The organism is Actinokineospora iranica, from assembly GCF_900101685.1.
Classification (GTDB): domain Bacteria; phylum Actinomycetota; class Actinomycetes; order Mycobacteriales; family Pseudonocardiaceae; genus Actinokineospora; species Actinokineospora iranica.
Genome location: NZ_FMZZ01000010.1, coordinates 184,202 through 199,659 on the forward strand (window position 1 = coordinate 184,202; position 15,458 = coordinate 199,659).

Below are 15,458 nucleotides of genomic sequence, written 5' to 3' on the forward strand. Positions count from 1 at the left end.
ACACGACGCTACTGGTGACACGCCAGTGCCCGGACTGCTTCCTCGGCAGCGCGAGCCGGGTGTCACTGACCTAGACGCCGAGCTGGGAGTCGACCCGATGTCACACACCGTTGTTTCCCTAGTCGATGCCGCGCCGCATTGTCCCGAGCTGCGTGAGCTGCTTGCCGTTCGGCAGGATGGGTGGCGGTTCCACCTGCTCAGCCAGGACGACGTGGTGTTCGGCGTCGCCGTCAGCCGTGGCGAGGCCGGGCACACAGACGTGGTCTTCGCCTTCGCTCAGGGGCCGGTGCTCGGGCTGCGGGTGGTGTCGGTCGAGGACGGCATCGTCTGGATGGCGCATGGCGAGAGCCTCGCCGAGGTCGCCCGAGAGCTCATCGCGGTTCCCGCTCCAGGTCGATGTGGAGCACCAGACCTGATTCTTCCGGTGAGCGCGCTATCGGCGACCGGTGATGTGGCATGAGCGGTCTCGGCGCGGCCACTGATCGGGCCGGTCTTGTCGTCCCGTATGTCGCCACGTGGAGTGGGGAGGAGTGGGTGGATCATCCGCTTGTGGTGGAGCGTGGGGCTGGGATCGCGTACGCCGATGAGATCGTCGGAGACCGGGACGGTGACGGTGTCTTGTGGGACCGGGTGACCGGCAGGCCTGGGCAGGGCACGCCGTTGTTCGCCAAGATCCATCCGTTGCGGCAGCGCCGGGCGATGCGCAGGCTGCTCTGCCAGATCTGCGGCAGCCCCGCCGACAACACGTGCCACGGTGTCCTGTGGCTGCTCCGCGATACGGGTGCGCCTTCGTCACCGGAGATGCTGGTCAGCGAGCCACCGATCTGCCTGCCCTGCGCGCGGTTGTCGGTGCGGGTCTGTCCGGCGCTGCGAAAAGGACACATCCTGCTGCGTGCTGGATCGTTCACCCTCTACGGCGTTGACGGAATCCTGTATCGGACAGCACGGCCCAGCCCGGTGCCCGTGGACCACCACGCCGTCGCTTTCGGCGACCCCGCCATCCGCTGGACTCTCGCCGCCAAGCTGGTCCGCGAACTCGGCGACTGCACCGTCCTGAACCTTTGACCACGGAAGCTGGTCGTCCTAATGGGACAGTTGAGCGCTCGCTTCCGTCGATGTTGTCAGCAGCACGGGGGTGCGGGGGACTTCCGGGCTGTCCCCGGTGCCGAGGAGTCGGTCGAGGGCGGCGCGGACCCGGTGGGCGGCGCGGCCGTCGCCGAAGGGGTTCTGGTCGGCGGGGACGCGGAGGTTGGTGGTGAGGATTCGGTCGGCGCCGTCGAGGATGCGGGTGGGGTCGGTGCCGACCAGCCAGGCGCAGCCAGCGTCGATCGCTTCCGTGCGTTCGGTGGTGTCGCGGGCGACCAGGACGGGGACGCCGAAGCTGGGGGCTTCCTCCTGGATGCCGCCGGAGTCGGTCAGGACCAGGGCGGCGCGGCGGAGCGCGCGGACGAGGTCGGAGTAGTCCAGGGGCTCGGTCACGGTGATCCGGGGACGGCCTGCGAGGGCTCGGGTGACCTGGGCGCGGACGTCGGGGTTCGGGTGCGCGGGCAGCACGACCCGCACGTCCGGGTGGCGTTCGACCATGGTGCGCACGGCGTGCAGGACTTCGTCCAGGGGGGTGCCCCAGGACTCGCGGCGGTGCACGGTGACCAGGACCAGCCTGCCGCCGGTGGCCTCGACCTCGCGTTCGACCTCGGCCAGGGTGGGGTCGATGGCGGGCAGCTCGGCCGCCGCGATGTGCTGGACGGCGTCGACGACGGTGTTGCCGGTGACCACGATCGACTCGGCGGGCACCGACTCCGCGCGCAGCGCCGCAGCGGCGCCGGGGGTGGGGGCCAGGTGCAGCGCGGCGATCCGGGCGACCAACTGCCGGTTGGCCTCCTCGGGGAACGGGTGCGCCAAGTCCCCGGTGCGCAGGCCCGCCTCCAGGTGCGCCACCGGCACCCGGCGCCAGAACGCGGCCAGCGCCCCGGTCAGCGTGGTCGCGGTGTCGCCGTGGACCATGACCGCGGCTGGCGCGCGCCGGGCGATCACCGCGTCGAAGGCGGGCAGCAGCCCGGCGACGAGTTCGGCCACGTCGCCAGCGTGGCGGTCCACCGACAGGGTCTCGTCCGGGGTGAGGCCGAACGGGGCGAGCGCCTGCTCGACCATGCCCGCGTGCTGTCCACTGTGGACGATCACGGGCCGCAGCCGGGGGTGGCCGCGCAGCGCCAGCGCCACCGGCGCCACCTTCAGGGCCTCCGGCCTGGTCCCGACTAACAGAAGCACTTCGTTGCGCATGTACTGGAATCTTCCGGTCGACGGCGCTGGGATATCGGGGGCGGGACACAGCGGACTCCGGGCGGGACGTGCCCGCCCGGAGTCCGCCGGTCGACCTACTGGGTCTGCTTCCTACGCCGGTTCGCGTGGATCAGCAGCGCCCCGGTGATGAGCAGGGCGATCGCCAGCGCGATCCACCAGCCCACGTCGGCGCCGGTCGCGGCGAGGCCTGCGCCTCCGCCGACAGCGCCTCCGGTTGGAGCTCGGTACACGGTCCGGACCTCCGACTCAGACCGCGGCCGACGCCTGGCGCCTGCGCAGCACGGTGACGCCGACCGGGACGGCGACGAGGCCGACCAGGCCGAGGCCGATCCAGAGACCGGCGCCCGAGGCGAGCGGAACCGGCGGGGCGGCCGGGCCGCAGGTGGCGCTGCCCAGCACGACGTCGCCCTTGCCCAGCAGGGCGTTGAGCTTCACGTGCACACCGTTGACGGTGAGGCTGCCGTCGTTGTTCTTGATCTGCTCGTTGAAGACGATCGTCACCAGCGGAAGCGAGATCACGGTGTTCGGCGCGGGGTTCGCGTCGACCTTGACGCCCGCGAGCTTCACGCCGACCAGCGAGGTCTTGCCGGTCGTGCCCGCCTGGGTGGCCTCGCAGTCGACGTCGATCGCCTTGACCGAGCCCAGCGCGGCCAGGGCCACCTTGACGTCGGTCAGGTTCGCCGAGGAGTGCACGATGCCGGTGGCGTCGTCACGCTTCGCGGAGCTGGTCACCAGGCCCGCGCTGACCACGCCGGGCACGTCGATGCTGGCAAGCTGCGCGTCGGTCGGGCCGTCGGTGTGGCTCGGCGAGAGCGGGCCGACCTTGACCGCGGGCTGGCCGAGCAGGGTCACGCCGACGTCGGCGACGTAGGCGGAGCCGTCGCCGGGGGCGGCCGACGCGGGCATGGCCCCCACCAGCAGCGCTGCGGCGGCGGCGACGCCGATCAAGCCGCCGCGGCGCACCAGTCTCATCTGCATTAAGAACTCCATTATGGGTTGGCGACTTAGCCCGTCGGGGTGACGAGTCACCCTAACGGGGGTCGCTGTCGGTCGTGCATCGGTTTTGACAGTCGTGCCATCCAGCCCAACGAGCCAGCGGTATAACGGACACGCGGGGCAAGCACGATTGTGTTGATGTTGCCGCCTAGACTGAACCACAGACACGGAACGTGTGCATTCTGGCGGCGTATGTCACTCTAATTTAGGATGACCACCCGTGCGGGGGCGGGTATCTGATCAACGATGACGCAGGGCGTCACGAAGTGAGAGCACGGAGGAGACACCTGTGGCCTTTGCTGGATCGTTACCAGCCTCACCCGTAAGGGGGAGCACTATTGGCGCAAAGCTCCTGGTTGTCGCCTTGGTCGCGGTGGCCGCCGCGCTGATCATCGCCAACCGGGCGTTCCGCACCGCGGAGATGGCGCTGGCCGCCGGGTTCATCCGGCTCACGTCGTCCTCGGGCGTCTACCTGGCCGCCGAGCGCCAGTCCGTCTACTTTGGCCTCGGCACGGACCAGCCCTTCGGCCTGCAGATGAGCCCGGAGTGCACCTCGGCGTTCCTGCTGCTGCCGCTGATCCTGGTCGGCGCGGTGATGGTCGCGCTGCGCCCGCACATCGCCACCCGCGTGCTCATCGGGCTCGCCGTCGCGGGCGCCGCGGTGATCGCGGTCAACCAGGTGCGCATCCTCGGCCTGGTCGGCCTCGTGGACTGGCTGGGCACCGACCGCGGCTACTACTGGGGCCACACCCTGCTCGGCTCGATGATCAGCATCATCGGCGGCGCGCTCGCCCTCGTGCTTTTCGTGTGGCTTTCGACACGTCAGCCGCGGTCGCAGCGGTGAACCTGAGCCTGCTGCTGGGCCTGACCCAGGCGATGGCGCTGACCATGAGCGTCACCTTCCTCACCTACGTCGTCCTGATCGTGGTGCCGTTCCTGCGCTACCGCCCGCTTCCCGCCGGGGACGCGGACAAGTTCGAGTGGCACTTCCTGGTCCCGTGCCGGGACGAGGAGGCCGTCATCGGCGACACGATCCGCTACCTGCGCGGCAACTTCCCGCACGCGCACATCTGGGTCGTGGACGACGACTCCGACGACGCCACCGTGGCGGTCGTGACCGGTCTGCGCGGCACCGGGCCGATGGCCGACGGCCACGTGCACCTGGTGCGCCGCTACCGGCCAGAAGCGCGCACCGGCAAGGGCGACGCCCTGAACTCCGCCTACAGCGCGCTCAAGGGCTGGCTCGGCTCCCACCACGACCCCGAGCGCGTCGTGGTGGTCGTCGTCGACGCCGACGGCAGGCCCGGGGCCAACTGCCTGTCGGTCTGCGCCGCCGACCACCTCTTCGGCAACCCCGCCATCGGCGCGGTCCAGGTCGACGTGCGGATGAGCAACCGGGGCACGTCGCCCACCAGGGGCGGTCCGGTCAAGCGCGGGTTCGGCCGGATGATGGTCCGGTTGCAGGACTTGGAGTTCCGCGCCGCCATCGCCGCGATCCAGATGTCGCGCGGGCTCACCGGCACCATCTCCATGGGCGGCAACGGGCAGTTCACCCGGCTCTCGGCATTGGACTCGATCGCCGGGGACGGCAACGGCCCCTGGCGCGGCGCGCTGCTCGAGGACTTCGAACTCGGCGTCCACCTGCTCACCGTGGGCTGGAAGACCGGTTTCACCGTGGACACCCACGTCGACCAGGAAGCCCTCTACAGCCTGCGCCGCTTCCTCGCCCAGCGCACCCGCTGGGGCCAGGGCACGATGCAGTGCATCCGGTACGTGCGGCGGATCTGGGACTCCAAGCACCTGTCCACATTGGGCGCGGCCGAGATGATGTACTACCTGGCGCAGCCGTGGCTGCAGCTGCTCGGCACGCTGATCTACCCGATTCCGTTCATCCTGCTGGGCATCCGCGCGGCTGGGGACCCGGCGCAGGTGTGGGCCTGGTTCAGCGAGGGCGCGTGGATTCTGTTCGCGGTCTACGGCTCGTTCGGCCTGCTGCCCTTCGTCATCTGGGGACCGATCTACCGCAAACGCTGCGAACCGGAGACGAGTTTTCTGCGCGGCCTCGGCTACGGTTTCGCCTACGCCCTCTACATCTACACCTTCTACATCACCTCGTGGCGGGCGCTGATCCGGCTGATCCGCGGCCACAACGGCTGGACCAAGACCCGGCGGAACAACGATCGGGCGGGCCTGGTCGCGATTGATCACTAACCGGGCGGGCCAGGGGACAAATCGGGCGAAGCGGCGTTTCTCAATGTTTGGGAAACCGGTTTGACGGCTTGCGGCGCGGGAACAACGGCGGTGAAGAACAGCCAGTCCGGCGACCCCGGATCGGCGACGTGCAGCAGGTTCTCCACCGCGTCGTAGGGGGTCGCCGGGTACCGCACGACCCGGCGGACCACCTCCTTGACGATGTGCGGGGCGGAGAGCTCCTGGTCGCCTTCGTGGTGCGACACCACGATCTCGCGGCCCACCAGGTACGCGCGCAGGCTGCCCGCGAGCCGGGTGAAGTGCGCGTTGTCGGCGTAGAGGCCGAGGTAGTCGCGGTGCGTGCACAGCCGCCGCTCGCTGACCAGCTCGCGGAAGCCCAGCGCCCGGACGACCAGGCGCACCAGCTCGGCGGTCTCGATCACCCCGGGGCCCGCCAGCGCTGGGCCGTCGACCAGCTCCCGCAGCGCGGGCAGGTGCACCTCCGGGCGGCGCAGCGCGCGGACGTACCACGTTCCGGCCCGCGCCTTGCGGTCGATGGCGCGCGTCGCCACCGCGACCGCGCCCGCCGAGGCGGCCACCTCGAACGGCCCGGCGTCTTCGGCGGTGTAGACCGACAGCAGACCGCGCACGGTGTCCCGCGCGGCGGCGCGGCCGCACACCGCGAATGGCCCGGAGAGAATGTCGGGCTTGAGGATCACCAACGCGGGCGTGCTCATCCCGCCACCGCGTCGAAGAGGAAGGCGAGCAGCCCGAGCAGCCGTTCGAGATCGTCGATCGGCACGGTCTCGCCCAACCCGATCAGCAGCGTGCCCGGCACCGCCGGGTCGGTCACGCCATAGGCGAGGTGGTGCGCGGCCAGGAACTCGCCGATCTCCGCCACGGCCCGCGCGGGCGCCGAGACGCGCACCCGCGCCACGAGGTCGCCACCCACCCGCAGCGGCGGTTCGGCCACCCACGGCTTGTCCACGGCCCAGTCGCGCACCAGAGCCAGCCGGGCCCGCGCGGCACGCTCCAACGCCCCCGGTTCCCGATCGGCCGCGTCGCGAACCGCGTGCGCCAACAACACCAGGTCGGTCACGGTAGGCGCCGGGGTGAACAGCGCCCCGAGCCCGGTAGGCCGCGCCGCCGCGACCGCGCGCGGCGACAGCGTCACCACGGTCAACCCCGCCGGGAGACCGAACACCCAGCTCGCGCAGAAGAACGCCACATCGACCCCACCCAGCACCCCCGGCGCCATCGGCGCGGTGGTGCGGGTCAAGTCCACAACCCGCCACGGGTCCCCCGCGCCGACGGCGTAAGGCCAGTGCGGATTTTCCCGAGCCACCACCGGAACCGCCGACCCCAGATCGGCCATGGCCAACTCCAGCACAGCCCCCGGAACGACCGGGACCACCACGCACCCATGCGTCCCCGGCAGCCCCAACACCCCCCGAAGCTCAGAGAACACCGACGCGACAAACCCGGCCACATGCCGGTAACCCGAAGCCAACCCGATAACCGCCGACCCAGACTGCCCCAACGCAGCAAGCCGGTCGGCGGGCACCGGCACACCACACCCACCCAGCCGAGGCTCACGCGGAACCAGCCGGTCAGGAACAAGGTGCAACCGCAGCTCAACGCGCGCGGCGGTCATGTCAGCGTGGTCATTCAGCAGGGCCTTCGACAGGGGACTGGATCGCCCCGGCAAAGTTGGAGGCCGGATCAGTTGGTCTCAGACTGCTGAGCAGGTGTCGGCGGCCGCTTGGTGGAACGTCTCCTCGTACTCGGTCGGAGGAGTGTTCCCGCAGAAGGAATGTAGTCTTTCCGAGTTGTACCAGGCAACCCATTCCATCGTGGCCAGTGTCACGTCCGTTGTATTCTTCCAGCCGCCGTGGAAGTCGATGAGTTCCTTTTTATAGAGACTGTTGAGCGACTCGGCTGCGGCATTGTCGTAGGAGTCGCCCTTGCTGCCGACAGAACGCGCGGCGCCGATCTGGTCAAGTCGTTCGGCGTAGCGGATGGATGTGTATTGAACGCCTCTGTCGGAATGGTGGACAAGGCCGTCGATGCTGCCGCCGCGCGCCCATATCGCCATGTCGAGGGCGTCGAGCGCGAGGTCGGCGCCCAGGTGGTCGGCGACCTGCCAGCCGACGATGCGGCGGGAGAACAAGTCCTGGACGAACGCGGTGTACACCCAGCCGACCGCGGTGGCGACATAGGTGATGTCGGCGACCCACCGCACGTTCGGCCCCTCCGCGGTGAAGTCTCGTTCCAGCAGATCACCGGGACAATCGCGTCCGGGCAGGGTGGTGCGGGGCCGCTTGCGGGACGCGGTCACCCCGCTGACGCCCAGCTCGCGCATCAGCCGTTCGACCGTGCACCGCGCCACGCCGACGCCCTCCCGGTTCAACTGTCCCCACACCTTCCGCGCCCCGTACAGGCCACGTCCCGGCCCGCGCCACACTCTCAGGATCTCCTTTTTCAGCCATTCGTCCCGGACCGCACGAGCCGACGGACTCGACTCCCGTTTCCTGGCCGCCCAATACGTGGACGGTGACACTCCCAACACGGCACAGGCGGGCTCGACACCGAACCGCGCACGATGGGTATCGATGAACTCGACTAGCGCGGCGGTTTGGGGTCGAGTTCCCGGGCGAAATACGCCGACGCCGCTTTCAGGATCTCGTTCGCCCGCCGCAGCTCGCGATTCTCCCGTTCCAGCTCGGCGATGCGCTGGGCATCACTCGTCGATGTCCCCGGCCGTTTCCCGCCGTCGACCTCAGCCTGCCGGACCCACGTCCGCAACGCCTCCCGATGCACCCCGAGCTGGTCCGCAACCCGAGCGATCATGCCCGTCCGCTCGCCCTGCTCACGCAACTCAAAGACCATCCGAACCGCGCGTTCCCGCAGCTCAGACGAGTACTTCCTCGGTGGTGCCATAGCTCCTCACCCTTCCAGGTATCAGAGCCTCCAACCGACTCGGGGTGGTCCAGACAGTCCGGGCGCTTGGCCCACTTGCTCAGGATGCCACCGCCCCGCACCCTCACTGGGCCGGGGCAGCAGCACACCTGCCCACCCGCCAGCCAGGCCCGGTCCCGCCAGTGCCAGGCGGGGTGCAAGGAGCAGACCCGCCCTCCTGCCAGGTCGAACCTGCGCTCGCCAGGTGCTCGATGGGGTCAAGCAGCACACCCGAGCATCTGCCAGGCCGCACCGACCCTGCCAGGTGCTCGACGTGGTGGAGTGGTTTCTTTGGGGGTGAAGGAAGATCCCTGAACTTGCCGTGGTCGTGGGGCCGGAGGCTCCCCACCTGTCTTTCCCCGCGACGGGATCTTCCTTCGTAGGGGCCCCGAAGAAACCACTCCACCCCATCGAGCAGACCCCACAGCGAGCCACTTACTCAGCCCTGTCTACAGAGGACTCGGCCGGGCTCAAACCAGTTCATTCGGCTTGGCCAGCAGCACTCGGTCCGGCCGGATCGGCAGGTGCCGGTGGCGGACGCCGGTCGCGTGCCAGACCGCGTTGGCGATGGCCGCAGCGGTGCCGACGATCCCGATCTCGCCCAGCCCCTTGATCCCGCCGGGCATCTCGGGGTCCGGATCATCCACCCAGTCTGCCTCGATCACCGGCACGTCGGCGTTCGTGGCGATGTGGTAGCCCGCCAGGTCGGCGTTGACCTGCGTGCCGAGTGTCCGGTCCCAGAGCGCTTCCTCGTGCAGCGCCTGGGAAAGCCCCATCGTCATCCCCCCGACGAGTTGGCCGCGGGCCGCGGTCGGGTTGACCACCCGGCCGACGGCGAAGACGCCGAGCAGCCGCCGCACCCGCACCTCGCCGGTGGCGACATCCACCGCCGCTTCGGCGAACTGCGCGCCGAAGGCCAGTCGGTGCCGCTCGGCGGGCGCCCCGAGATCGGCCGCGGTGTCGCCGACGACGGTGATGCCTCCGGCTGGGATCGGCTCGGCCAGCGTCTCCCGCAGCCGGGTCGCGGCCTTGACGACCGCCGCCCCCCACGAACTCGTGCCCCACGAGCCGCCCGCGAGCGGCGCTCGCCCGAAGTCGCTGTCGCCGATGAGCACGCGGACCCGGTCGACCGGCAGGCCCAGCGCCTCGGCGGCGAGCAGGGTGAGCGCGGTGCGCGCCCCGGTGCCCAGGTCGGTCGCGCCGACCCGGATGGTCACCGTGCCGTCGGCCTCGGCGGTCGCCGCTGCCGTCGCCGGGACGGACAACGCGGGGAACACCGCGGCCGCTGTCCCGGTGCCCACCAGCCACCGCCCGTCGCGGCGCACGCCGGGCCGCGGGTCGCGGCCGTCCCAGCCGAACCGCCGGGTGCCCTCGGTGAAGCACGCCGCCAGGTTGCGGCTGCTGAACGGCCACCCGGTGACCGGTCCCGCCGCCGGTTCGTTGCGCAGCCGCAGCGCGACCGGGTCCACACCGCACCGGTGCGCGAGTTCGTCCATCGCGGACTCCAGCGCGAACGAGCCGGGCGCCTTCCCCGGCGCGCGCATCATGCGCGGTGTCGGAACGTCGAGCCGCGTTACCCGGTGGCTGATCCGCAGCGCGTCGGCCGCGTAGAGCACGCGCGTGCCCGCCCCGGTCCCCTCGACGTACTCGTGCAGGGTGGAGGTGGCCGTCGCGCTGTCGTGGTCCACGGCGCGCAGCCGCCCGTCCGGGTCGGCGCCGAGCCGGAGCCGCTGCACGGTCGCGGGCCGGTAGCCGGTGAGCGCGAAGACCTGCGCGCGGTCGAGCACGACCCGCACCGGACGGCCGAGCCGCAGTGTGGCCAGCACCGCGAGCAGCACGTGCGCGCCGGTGACCGCCTTGCCGCCGAACCCGCCGCCGACGTGCTCGGCGCGCACCCGCACCGCCGCCGGGTCCAGCGCGAAGAGCCCGGCCAGGTCCCCCGCGATGACGAACGCGCCCTGGTTCGAGTCCACCACGTCCAGGCGGCCGTCGCGCCAGTGCGCGGTGGCCGCGTGCGGCTCCATCGGGGCGTGGTGCTCCGCGGGCGTCGTGTAGGTCTCGTCGACGACGACCGGCGCGGCGGCCAGTTCGGCGTCCACGTCGCCGACGACGGTCACCGCGGGCTCGTACGGGAACACCCGCTCGGGGGTGTAGTGGCCGGGGTGGTCGGCGGTGAACGCGACGTCGTGCTGCTCTCGCGCGTAGGTCACCACCAGCGCGTCGGCCGCGGCGCGCGCCTGCTCGGCGGTCTCCGCGACGACCAGCGCCACCGGCCAGCCCGTGTGCGGCACCCGGTCGGACTGGAGCACCCGCGTCGACGCGTCCGGCCCCAGCCTGCCCGCCACCTCGGCCAGGCGCGGCGCGTTGCCGTGGTGCAGCACGGCGAGGACGCCGGGCAGCGCCAGGGCGGCGTCGTCATCGATGGACACGACCCGGCCGCGGGCGATCGTGGCGGGCACCAGCGCGCCGTGCGCGTGGCCCCGCGCGGCGGCGTCCGCGGCGTAGCGGGCGGCCCCGGTGACCTTCGCGCGGCCTTCCACCCGGATCATCGGCTCGTCTCCCTCGTGAGTTCCGACAGCGTCGCGACCGTGAGCTCGCGGATCAGCGCGACCTTGTATCCGTTGTCCGGCAACGTTTTCGCCGCGGACAGCTCAGCGTCGGCCGCCGCGGCGAATGTCTCGGGAACGGCTGGCGAGCCGATCAGCGCCCGCTCGGCCGACCGGGCACGCCACGGCCGCGAGGCGACCGCGCCGAAGGCGAGCCGCGCGTCGCGCACCTGACCGTCGGCGATCTCCACCGCGGCGGCCACCGACCCGATGGCGAACGCGAACGACGCCCGTTCCCGCACCTTCCGGTACCGCGACCGGGCCGCCACCGGCAGTCCGGGCAGCGTGACCGCGGTGATCAGCGCCGCGGCGGGCAGGACGGTCTCCCGGTGCGGGGTCCGCCCGACCGGGAGGTAGAAGTCGGACAGCGGGATGTCGGTCTCCCCGGCGGGCGTCGCGACGGTCACCACGGCGTCGAACGCGGTGAGCGCGACCGCCATGTCCGAGGGGTGGGTGGCCACGCAGTGCTCGGACCAGCCGAGGACGGCGTGGTTGCGGTGCTCCCCGCCGCGCGCGGCGCACCCGCTGCCCGGAACCCGTTTGTTGCACGGCATCGCCGGGTTGGCGAAGTACGCGCAGCGGGTGCGCTGGAGCAGGTTCCCGCCGACCGTGGCCATGTTCCGCACCTGCCCGGACGCGCCCGCCAGCAGGGCCTGCGCCAGCGCGGGCCAGCGGCGGCGGACTTCCGGGTGCGCGGCCAGGTCGCTGTTGGCGACCGTCGCCCCGATCCGCAGCCCGCCGTTCCCGGTCGGCTCGATCAGGTCCAGCGGCAACTCGCGCACGTCGACAAGCAGGCTGGGCTCCTCGACGCCGGACTTCATCAGGTCGACCAGGTTCGTTCCGCCGCCCAGGACGCGGGCGCCGGGCTCCCGGTCGAGCAGCGCGACCGCGTCGTCCACTGTGGACGCGCGGTGGTAGCCGAACTCCTTCACCGCGCCGCCACGGTCGACACCGCGCGCACGATGGCGCCGTAAGTGCCGCAGCGGCACAGGTTTCCGCTCATCCGCTCGCGGATCTCGGGCTCGGCCAACGCGACGGGGACCTCGGGGGAGAGGTCGTCGGTGACCGCGCTCGGCCAGCCCGCGGCGTGCTCGTCCAGCACCGCCACCGCCGCGCAGATCTGCCCAGGGGTGCAATAGCCGCACTGGTAGGCGTCGAAATCGAGAAACGCCTGCTGCATCGGATGCAGGTCCTCGCCGTCGGCCAATCCCTCGATCGTGGTGACCGACGCCCCTTCCGAGGCGACGGCGAGCCGGAGACAGGAATTGACCCGCCTGCCGTCGACCAGCACCGTGCAGGCGCCGCACTGTCCGTGGTCGCACCCTTTCTTGGCGCCGGTCAGGTCCAGGCGGTCCCGCAGGGCGTCGAGCAGGGTGGTGCGGTTGTCGATCGTGATGACCCGGTTTTCTCCGTTCACCCGAAGCTTTATGGTGCTGGAGTTGGTCCAACTCATGGATTCCCCTCAGATAGCCGATCTCCACCAGTGAACCGGAATCCGCCCGTTCCGTCACCTCGCTCACCACGGTTTACCACCACCGTGGCGGGTAATCTCCTCGACATGATCGGAAAACTCCGCAACATCGTCCTCGACACCCGCGAGCCCCGGCGGCTCGCGGACTTCTACGCCGCGCTCGTGGGCGGCGAGGTGACCGAGGACGACGGAGCCTGGGTCGTCGTGGTCGACGGCGAGGGCAGGCGGCTGGCGTTCCAGTTGGCCCCGGACCACACCCCGCCCCGCTTCCCCGACCCCGCGGGCTCCCAACAGGTTCACATAGACCTGCACGTCGAGGACATCGACGCGGCCGAACGCGAAGTGCTGGCACTCGGCGCGACCCGGGTGACCGAACCGCACGAGGAAACCGACTTCCGCGTCTTCCTCGACCCGGCCGGACACCCGTTCTGCCTGATCTTCAACATCGACTGACCGCGTCGGCCCGCTGCCCGCGCCGCGGCTACCGCGGCGCCGTGAGGTGGTCGCGCAGCCGCGCGTGCCGGACCCGGTAGACCCCGCCCGCCTGCCTGAGCACGCCCCGGCGGTGCGTGTCGGCCAGGAACGCCATGACCGGCCAGGGCAGGCGGCCGGTCAGCGGGAGCCACACCCGGGCGAGCGGCCACGGACCCCACACGGTGACCAGCGGCATCCAGGCCAGCAGCCCGAGCACGGCCGTGGTCAGGTGGCCGAAACCCACAGCCCGCCCGCGAACACCCGCCGAACGCGGGCTTGGCTCGGAGGCAGGCAGCAGCATCAGCCAGAACACCGCCGACCCGCCCACGCCCGCCCAGCCTGCGAGGCCGCGCCGATCCAGACCGTCATCATGATCATTAGCCCGGCGGCGGCGCCGACCAGAGTGCGGGGGACGGCTCGGGCGCGAGGACCGGATGGTGGCCAACGTGCGCGCGAACACCGCCCCCGGCGGCGCCGTGGTGGTGCTGGTGGCCAACCCCGACGTCGACTGGGACCTGCTCGCGGGCTACCGGCCCTACGGCTACGACATCCACCGCGTCGGCCCCCCGGCCCGCGGCAGGCGGGGTCGGTGGGCGTCCTCGGCGATCCCCCGTTCGAGTTCACCTCGTACTTCTGGGCGGGCACCGTCTTCGAGGACGCACTCACCCGCGCGGGCCTGCTCGACCTGACCCGCCACAAAACCGTGGCGCCCCAGGACGACCGCCCCCCGGGCTTCTGGGACCTGCTGCTGCGCAACCCCAGCTTCGCCGTGTTCAGCGCCCGTAACCCGACCTGACGGACATGCCTTTGTAGGGGAATACCCGGTGTCGAACGGCGTTGGTGCTGACATGACAGACACGCTGTTCGACCCGCACGCGCTGCTCGCGCAGAGCAGCATCGGCGTCCTCGCGACGATCAAGTCCGATGGGCGGCCGCAGCTTTCCCCTGTCCAGCCCGCTTATGACCGGGCTGCTGGTGTCATCCGGGTGTCGACCACCGACCGGACCGCGAAGGTCGCGAACCTTCGGCGTGATCCTCGGGCGGCACTGGAGGTGACCAGTGCTGATGGCATGGCTTGGGCTACGGCGGAGGGGACGGTCACTCTCGTCGGTCCTGGGGTTGATCCTCATGGGCCTGAGGTTCAGGCTTTGGTGGACTATTACCGTGCTGCCGCTGGGGAGCATCCCGACTGGGATGAGTATCGGGCGGTGATGGTGTCCGATCGGCGGGTGTTGATCTCCATCGCTGTTGAGAACGTGTATGGGGCTGATCTTCGCTGATCTGATCTTGGGTTGGGTGGGGTTGCTCGATGGGGTGGAGTGGTTTCTTCGGGGCCCCTGCGAAGGAAGATCCCGTCGCGGGGAAAGACGGGTGGGGAGCCTTCGGCCCCACGACCACGGCGAGTTCAGGGATCTTCCTTCACCCCCGAAGAAACCACTCCACCCCATCGAGCACTGGGCGGGTGCCTGCTGGCCTGGCAGATGCTCAGGTTCGCTGCTCGACCCCATCTCGCACCTGGCAGGCGTGTGTTCGGCCTGACAGGAAGGCAGGTGCGCTGGTTCGCTCCATCGAGCAGTTGGCACCTGGCAGGGCAGGCTGGGTACGGCTTTGGGGCGGTTGTCCTCCTAGCGGTGTTGCCCCACCTCGCGGGGGTCAGTCAGAGCAGCGGCACCCTGGCTGTCCTGCGTCGTCCTTCTTGTCCTTGTCGGGGGTGGGCTGAGAGGCGGGGGTGATCGCACCGGATTCGGCGATTTTGGCCAGCCAGCCTTCCGATACCTCTGCGTCGCTGTATTCGTCGTGCCAGTTCCACCATTCGTAGGGGCGGGTTTGGGGGTAGTCCTGGGGGGAGTCTTCCCATTCTTCTTGGCGGCCCAGGGCGGTGATGTCCAGGTAGCTCCAGGTGCTGCCCATTGCCTCGTCGCCACGGTTGTTGATGAAGTAGGTGCGGTAAATCTGGTTTCCGTCTCGGATGAAGGCGTTGGTGCCGTGCCATTCGTCGACGTTGAAGTCTTTGTCGAAGTCGTCGGTGATGGTGTGCCAGGGGATGACTGGCCAGGACATGCGGGTTTTGAGGCGCTCGATGTCCGACTGGGGGGCGCGGGAGACGAAGGCCAGGGTGGTGTCCCGGGCGTTGAGGTGGGCGGGGTGGGCCACCTGGTCCGCCACCAGGGAACAGCCTCGGCAGGCGTGGTCGGGCCAGCCGAAGACGCCGGGCTCGAAGAAGGCGCGGTAGACGATGAGCTGGCGGCGGCCCTCGAACAGGTCCAGCAGGGTCGCTTCGCCGTTGCGGGTCTCGAAAGAGTAGTCCTTCTCCACCGGCAGCCAGGGCATTCGCCTGCGTTCCGCGGCCAGCGCGTCTCGGGCTCGGGTCATTTCCTTTTCCCGCACGAGCAGGCGCTCGCGGGCCGCTTCCCATTCCGGGAGAGTGACGATCGGGGGAGTTCGCATGGTGAGTTCGCCTT

The 15,458-nt window shown here is 70.5% G+C and carries 18 protein-coding genes; 7 read left to right on the forward strand and 11 right to left on the reverse strand.

Translation table 11 applies throughout. The annotated features are described in order from the left end of the window. Nucleotides 1-97: 97 nt before the first annotated feature. Both BLS56_RS31630 and BLS56_RS20635 read left to right on the forward strand, forming a co-directional pair. Nucleotides 98-460, forward strand: coding sequence for a hypothetical protein (locus tag BLS56_RS31630; RefSeq protein WP_175482952.1), 363 nt, complete (start codon nt 98-100; stop codon nt 458-460). Then, on the forward strand, nt 457-1,065 hold the full coding sequence (locus BLS56_RS20635; protein ID WP_091453479.1) for a hypothetical protein: 609 nt from the start codon (nt 457-459) through the stop codon (nt 1,063-1,065). Before BLS56_RS31630 ends, BLS56_RS20635 begins: the two co-directional genes overlap by 4 nt. 18 nt (nt 1,066-1,083) lie before the next feature. Here BLS56_RS20635 and wecB read toward each other — a convergent pair whose 3' ends face one another. The 3 genes from wecB to BLS56_RS20650 all read right to left on the reverse strand — a co-directional run bounded on the left by wecB (nt 1,084) and on the right by BLS56_RS20650 (nt 3,279). Then, a complete protein-coding gene (wecB, locus tag BLS56_RS20640) occupies nt 1,084-2,280 on the reverse strand; it encodes a non-hydrolyzing UDP-N-acetylglucosamine 2-epimerase (protein WP_091453482.1) in 1,197 nt (398 codons plus the stop codon). Nucleotides 2,281-2,375: 95 nt separating this feature from the next. Further along, the gene (locus BLS56_RS20645; RefSeq protein ID WP_091453486.1) at nt 2,376-2,531 is read right to left on the reverse strand and encodes an LPXTG cell wall anchor domain-containing protein; all 156 of its coding nucleotides are present in this window, start codon (nt 2,529-2,531) and stop codon (nt 2,376-2,378) included. Nucleotides 2,532-2,547: 16 nt separating this feature from the next. Continuing rightward, nucleotides 2,548-3,279, reverse strand: coding sequence for a choice-of-anchor P family protein (locus tag BLS56_RS20650; RefSeq protein WP_091453488.1), 732 nt, complete (start codon nt 3,277-3,279; stop codon nt 2,548-2,550). Between the two features lie 391 nt (nt 3,280-3,670). On the opposite strand from BLS56_RS20650, the gene xrtP reads away from it, so the two are divergent. After that, nucleotides 3,671-4,141 (forward strand): exosortase P, encoded by a 471-nt coding sequence (xrtP, locus tag BLS56_RS20655; RefSeq protein WP_324187530.1) that lies wholly within the window; start codon nt 3,671-3,673, stop codon nt 4,139-4,141. 44 nt (nt 4,142-4,185) lie between these two features. Beyond that, the gene (locus BLS56_RS20660) at nt 4,186-5,508 is read left to right on the forward strand and encodes a glycosyltransferase (RefSeq protein WP_091453716.1); all 1,323 of its coding nucleotides are present in this window, start codon (nt 4,186-4,188) and stop codon (nt 5,506-5,508) included. Here the strand turns inward: BLS56_RS20660 and BLS56_RS20665 are convergent. The 6 genes from BLS56_RS20665 to BLS56_RS20690 form a co-directional block, all read right to left on the reverse strand. Continuing rightward, a complete protein-coding gene (locus tag BLS56_RS20665; protein ID WP_091453490.1) occupies nt 5,505-6,224 on the reverse strand; it encodes a hypothetical protein in 720 nt (239 codons plus the stop codon). The two genes, BLS56_RS20660 and BLS56_RS20665, sit on opposite strands and share 4 nt — an antisense overlap. Beyond that, complete coding sequence (locus tag BLS56_RS20670) at nt 6,221-6,862, reverse strand: hypothetical protein (RefSeq protein WP_139190862.1); 642 nt, start codon at nt 6,860-6,862, stop codon at nt 6,221-6,223. The genes BLS56_RS20665 and BLS56_RS20670 overlap by 4 nt, the downstream gene beginning before the upstream one ends. A gap of 357 nt (nt 6,863-7,219) precedes the next feature. Further along, a protein-coding gene (locus tag BLS56_RS20675) for an IS3 family transposase (protein ID WP_228771803.1) occupies nt 7,220-8,427 on the reverse strand; the annotation gives its coding sequence in 2 pieces (ribosomal slippage) (nt 7,220-8,127 and nt 8,127-8,427; 1,209 coding nt in all). A 488-nt stretch (nt 8,428-8,915) separates the two neighbouring features. Next, the gene (locus BLS56_RS20680; RefSeq protein ID WP_091453495.1) at nt 8,916-10,994 is read right to left on the reverse strand and encodes a xanthine dehydrogenase family protein molybdopterin-binding subunit; all 2,079 of its coding nucleotides are present in this window, start codon (nt 10,992-10,994) and stop codon (nt 8,916-8,918) included. Beyond that, nucleotides 10,991-11,983 (reverse strand): FAD binding domain-containing protein, encoded by a 993-nt coding sequence (locus tag BLS56_RS20685; protein ID WP_091453498.1) that lies wholly within the window; start codon nt 11,981-11,983, stop codon nt 10,991-10,993. Before BLS56_RS20685 ends, BLS56_RS20680 begins: the two co-directional genes overlap by 4 nt. Next, complete coding sequence (locus tag BLS56_RS20690) at nt 11,980-12,504, reverse strand: 2Fe-2S iron-sulfur cluster-binding protein (RefSeq protein WP_091453501.1); 525 nt, start codon at nt 12,502-12,504, stop codon at nt 11,980-11,982. Before BLS56_RS20690 ends, BLS56_RS20685 begins: the two co-directional genes overlap by 4 nt. A gap of 105 nt (nt 12,505-12,609) precedes the next feature. On the opposite strand from BLS56_RS20690, the gene BLS56_RS20695 reads away from it, so the two are divergent. Next, nucleotides 12,610-12,975, forward strand: a complete 366-nt coding sequence (locus tag BLS56_RS20695; RefSeq protein ID WP_091453503.1) for a VOC family protein — start codon at nt 12,610-12,612, stop codon at nt 12,973-12,975. A 28-nt stretch (nt 12,976-13,003) separates the two neighbouring features. Here the strand turns inward: BLS56_RS20695 and BLS56_RS31635 are convergent, their stop codons facing one another. Further along, the gene (locus tag BLS56_RS31635; RefSeq protein ID WP_175482953.1) at nt 13,004-13,324 is read right to left on the reverse strand and encodes a hypothetical protein; all 321 of its coding nucleotides are present in this window, start codon (nt 13,322-13,324) and stop codon (nt 13,004-13,006) included. 261 nt (nt 13,325-13,585) lie between these two features. On the opposite strand from BLS56_RS31635, the gene BLS56_RS20705 reads away from it, so the two are divergent. After that, nucleotides 13,586-13,792: a hypothetical protein gene (locus BLS56_RS20705; protein WP_091453506.1), complete on the forward strand. Its 207-nt coding sequence runs from the start codon at nt 13,586-13,588 to the stop codon at nt 13,790-13,792. Nucleotides 13,793-13,844: 52 nt separating this feature from the next. Further along, nucleotides 13,845-14,276: a PPOX class F420-dependent oxidoreductase gene (locus BLS56_RS20710; protein WP_091453507.1), complete on the forward strand. Its 432-nt coding sequence runs from the start codon at nt 13,845-13,847 to the stop codon at nt 14,274-14,276. Between the two features lie 373 nt (nt 14,277-14,649). Here BLS56_RS20710 and BLS56_RS20715 read toward each other — a convergent pair whose 3' ends face one another. Next, nucleotides 14,650-15,444 carry a DUF899 domain-containing protein gene (locus tag BLS56_RS20715; protein WP_091453510.1) on the reverse strand — a complete coding sequence of 265 codons (795 nt, stop codon included), beginning with the start codon at nt 15,442-15,444 and terminating at the stop codon, nt 14,650-14,652. Nucleotides 15,445-15,458 lie beyond the last annotated feature (14 nt).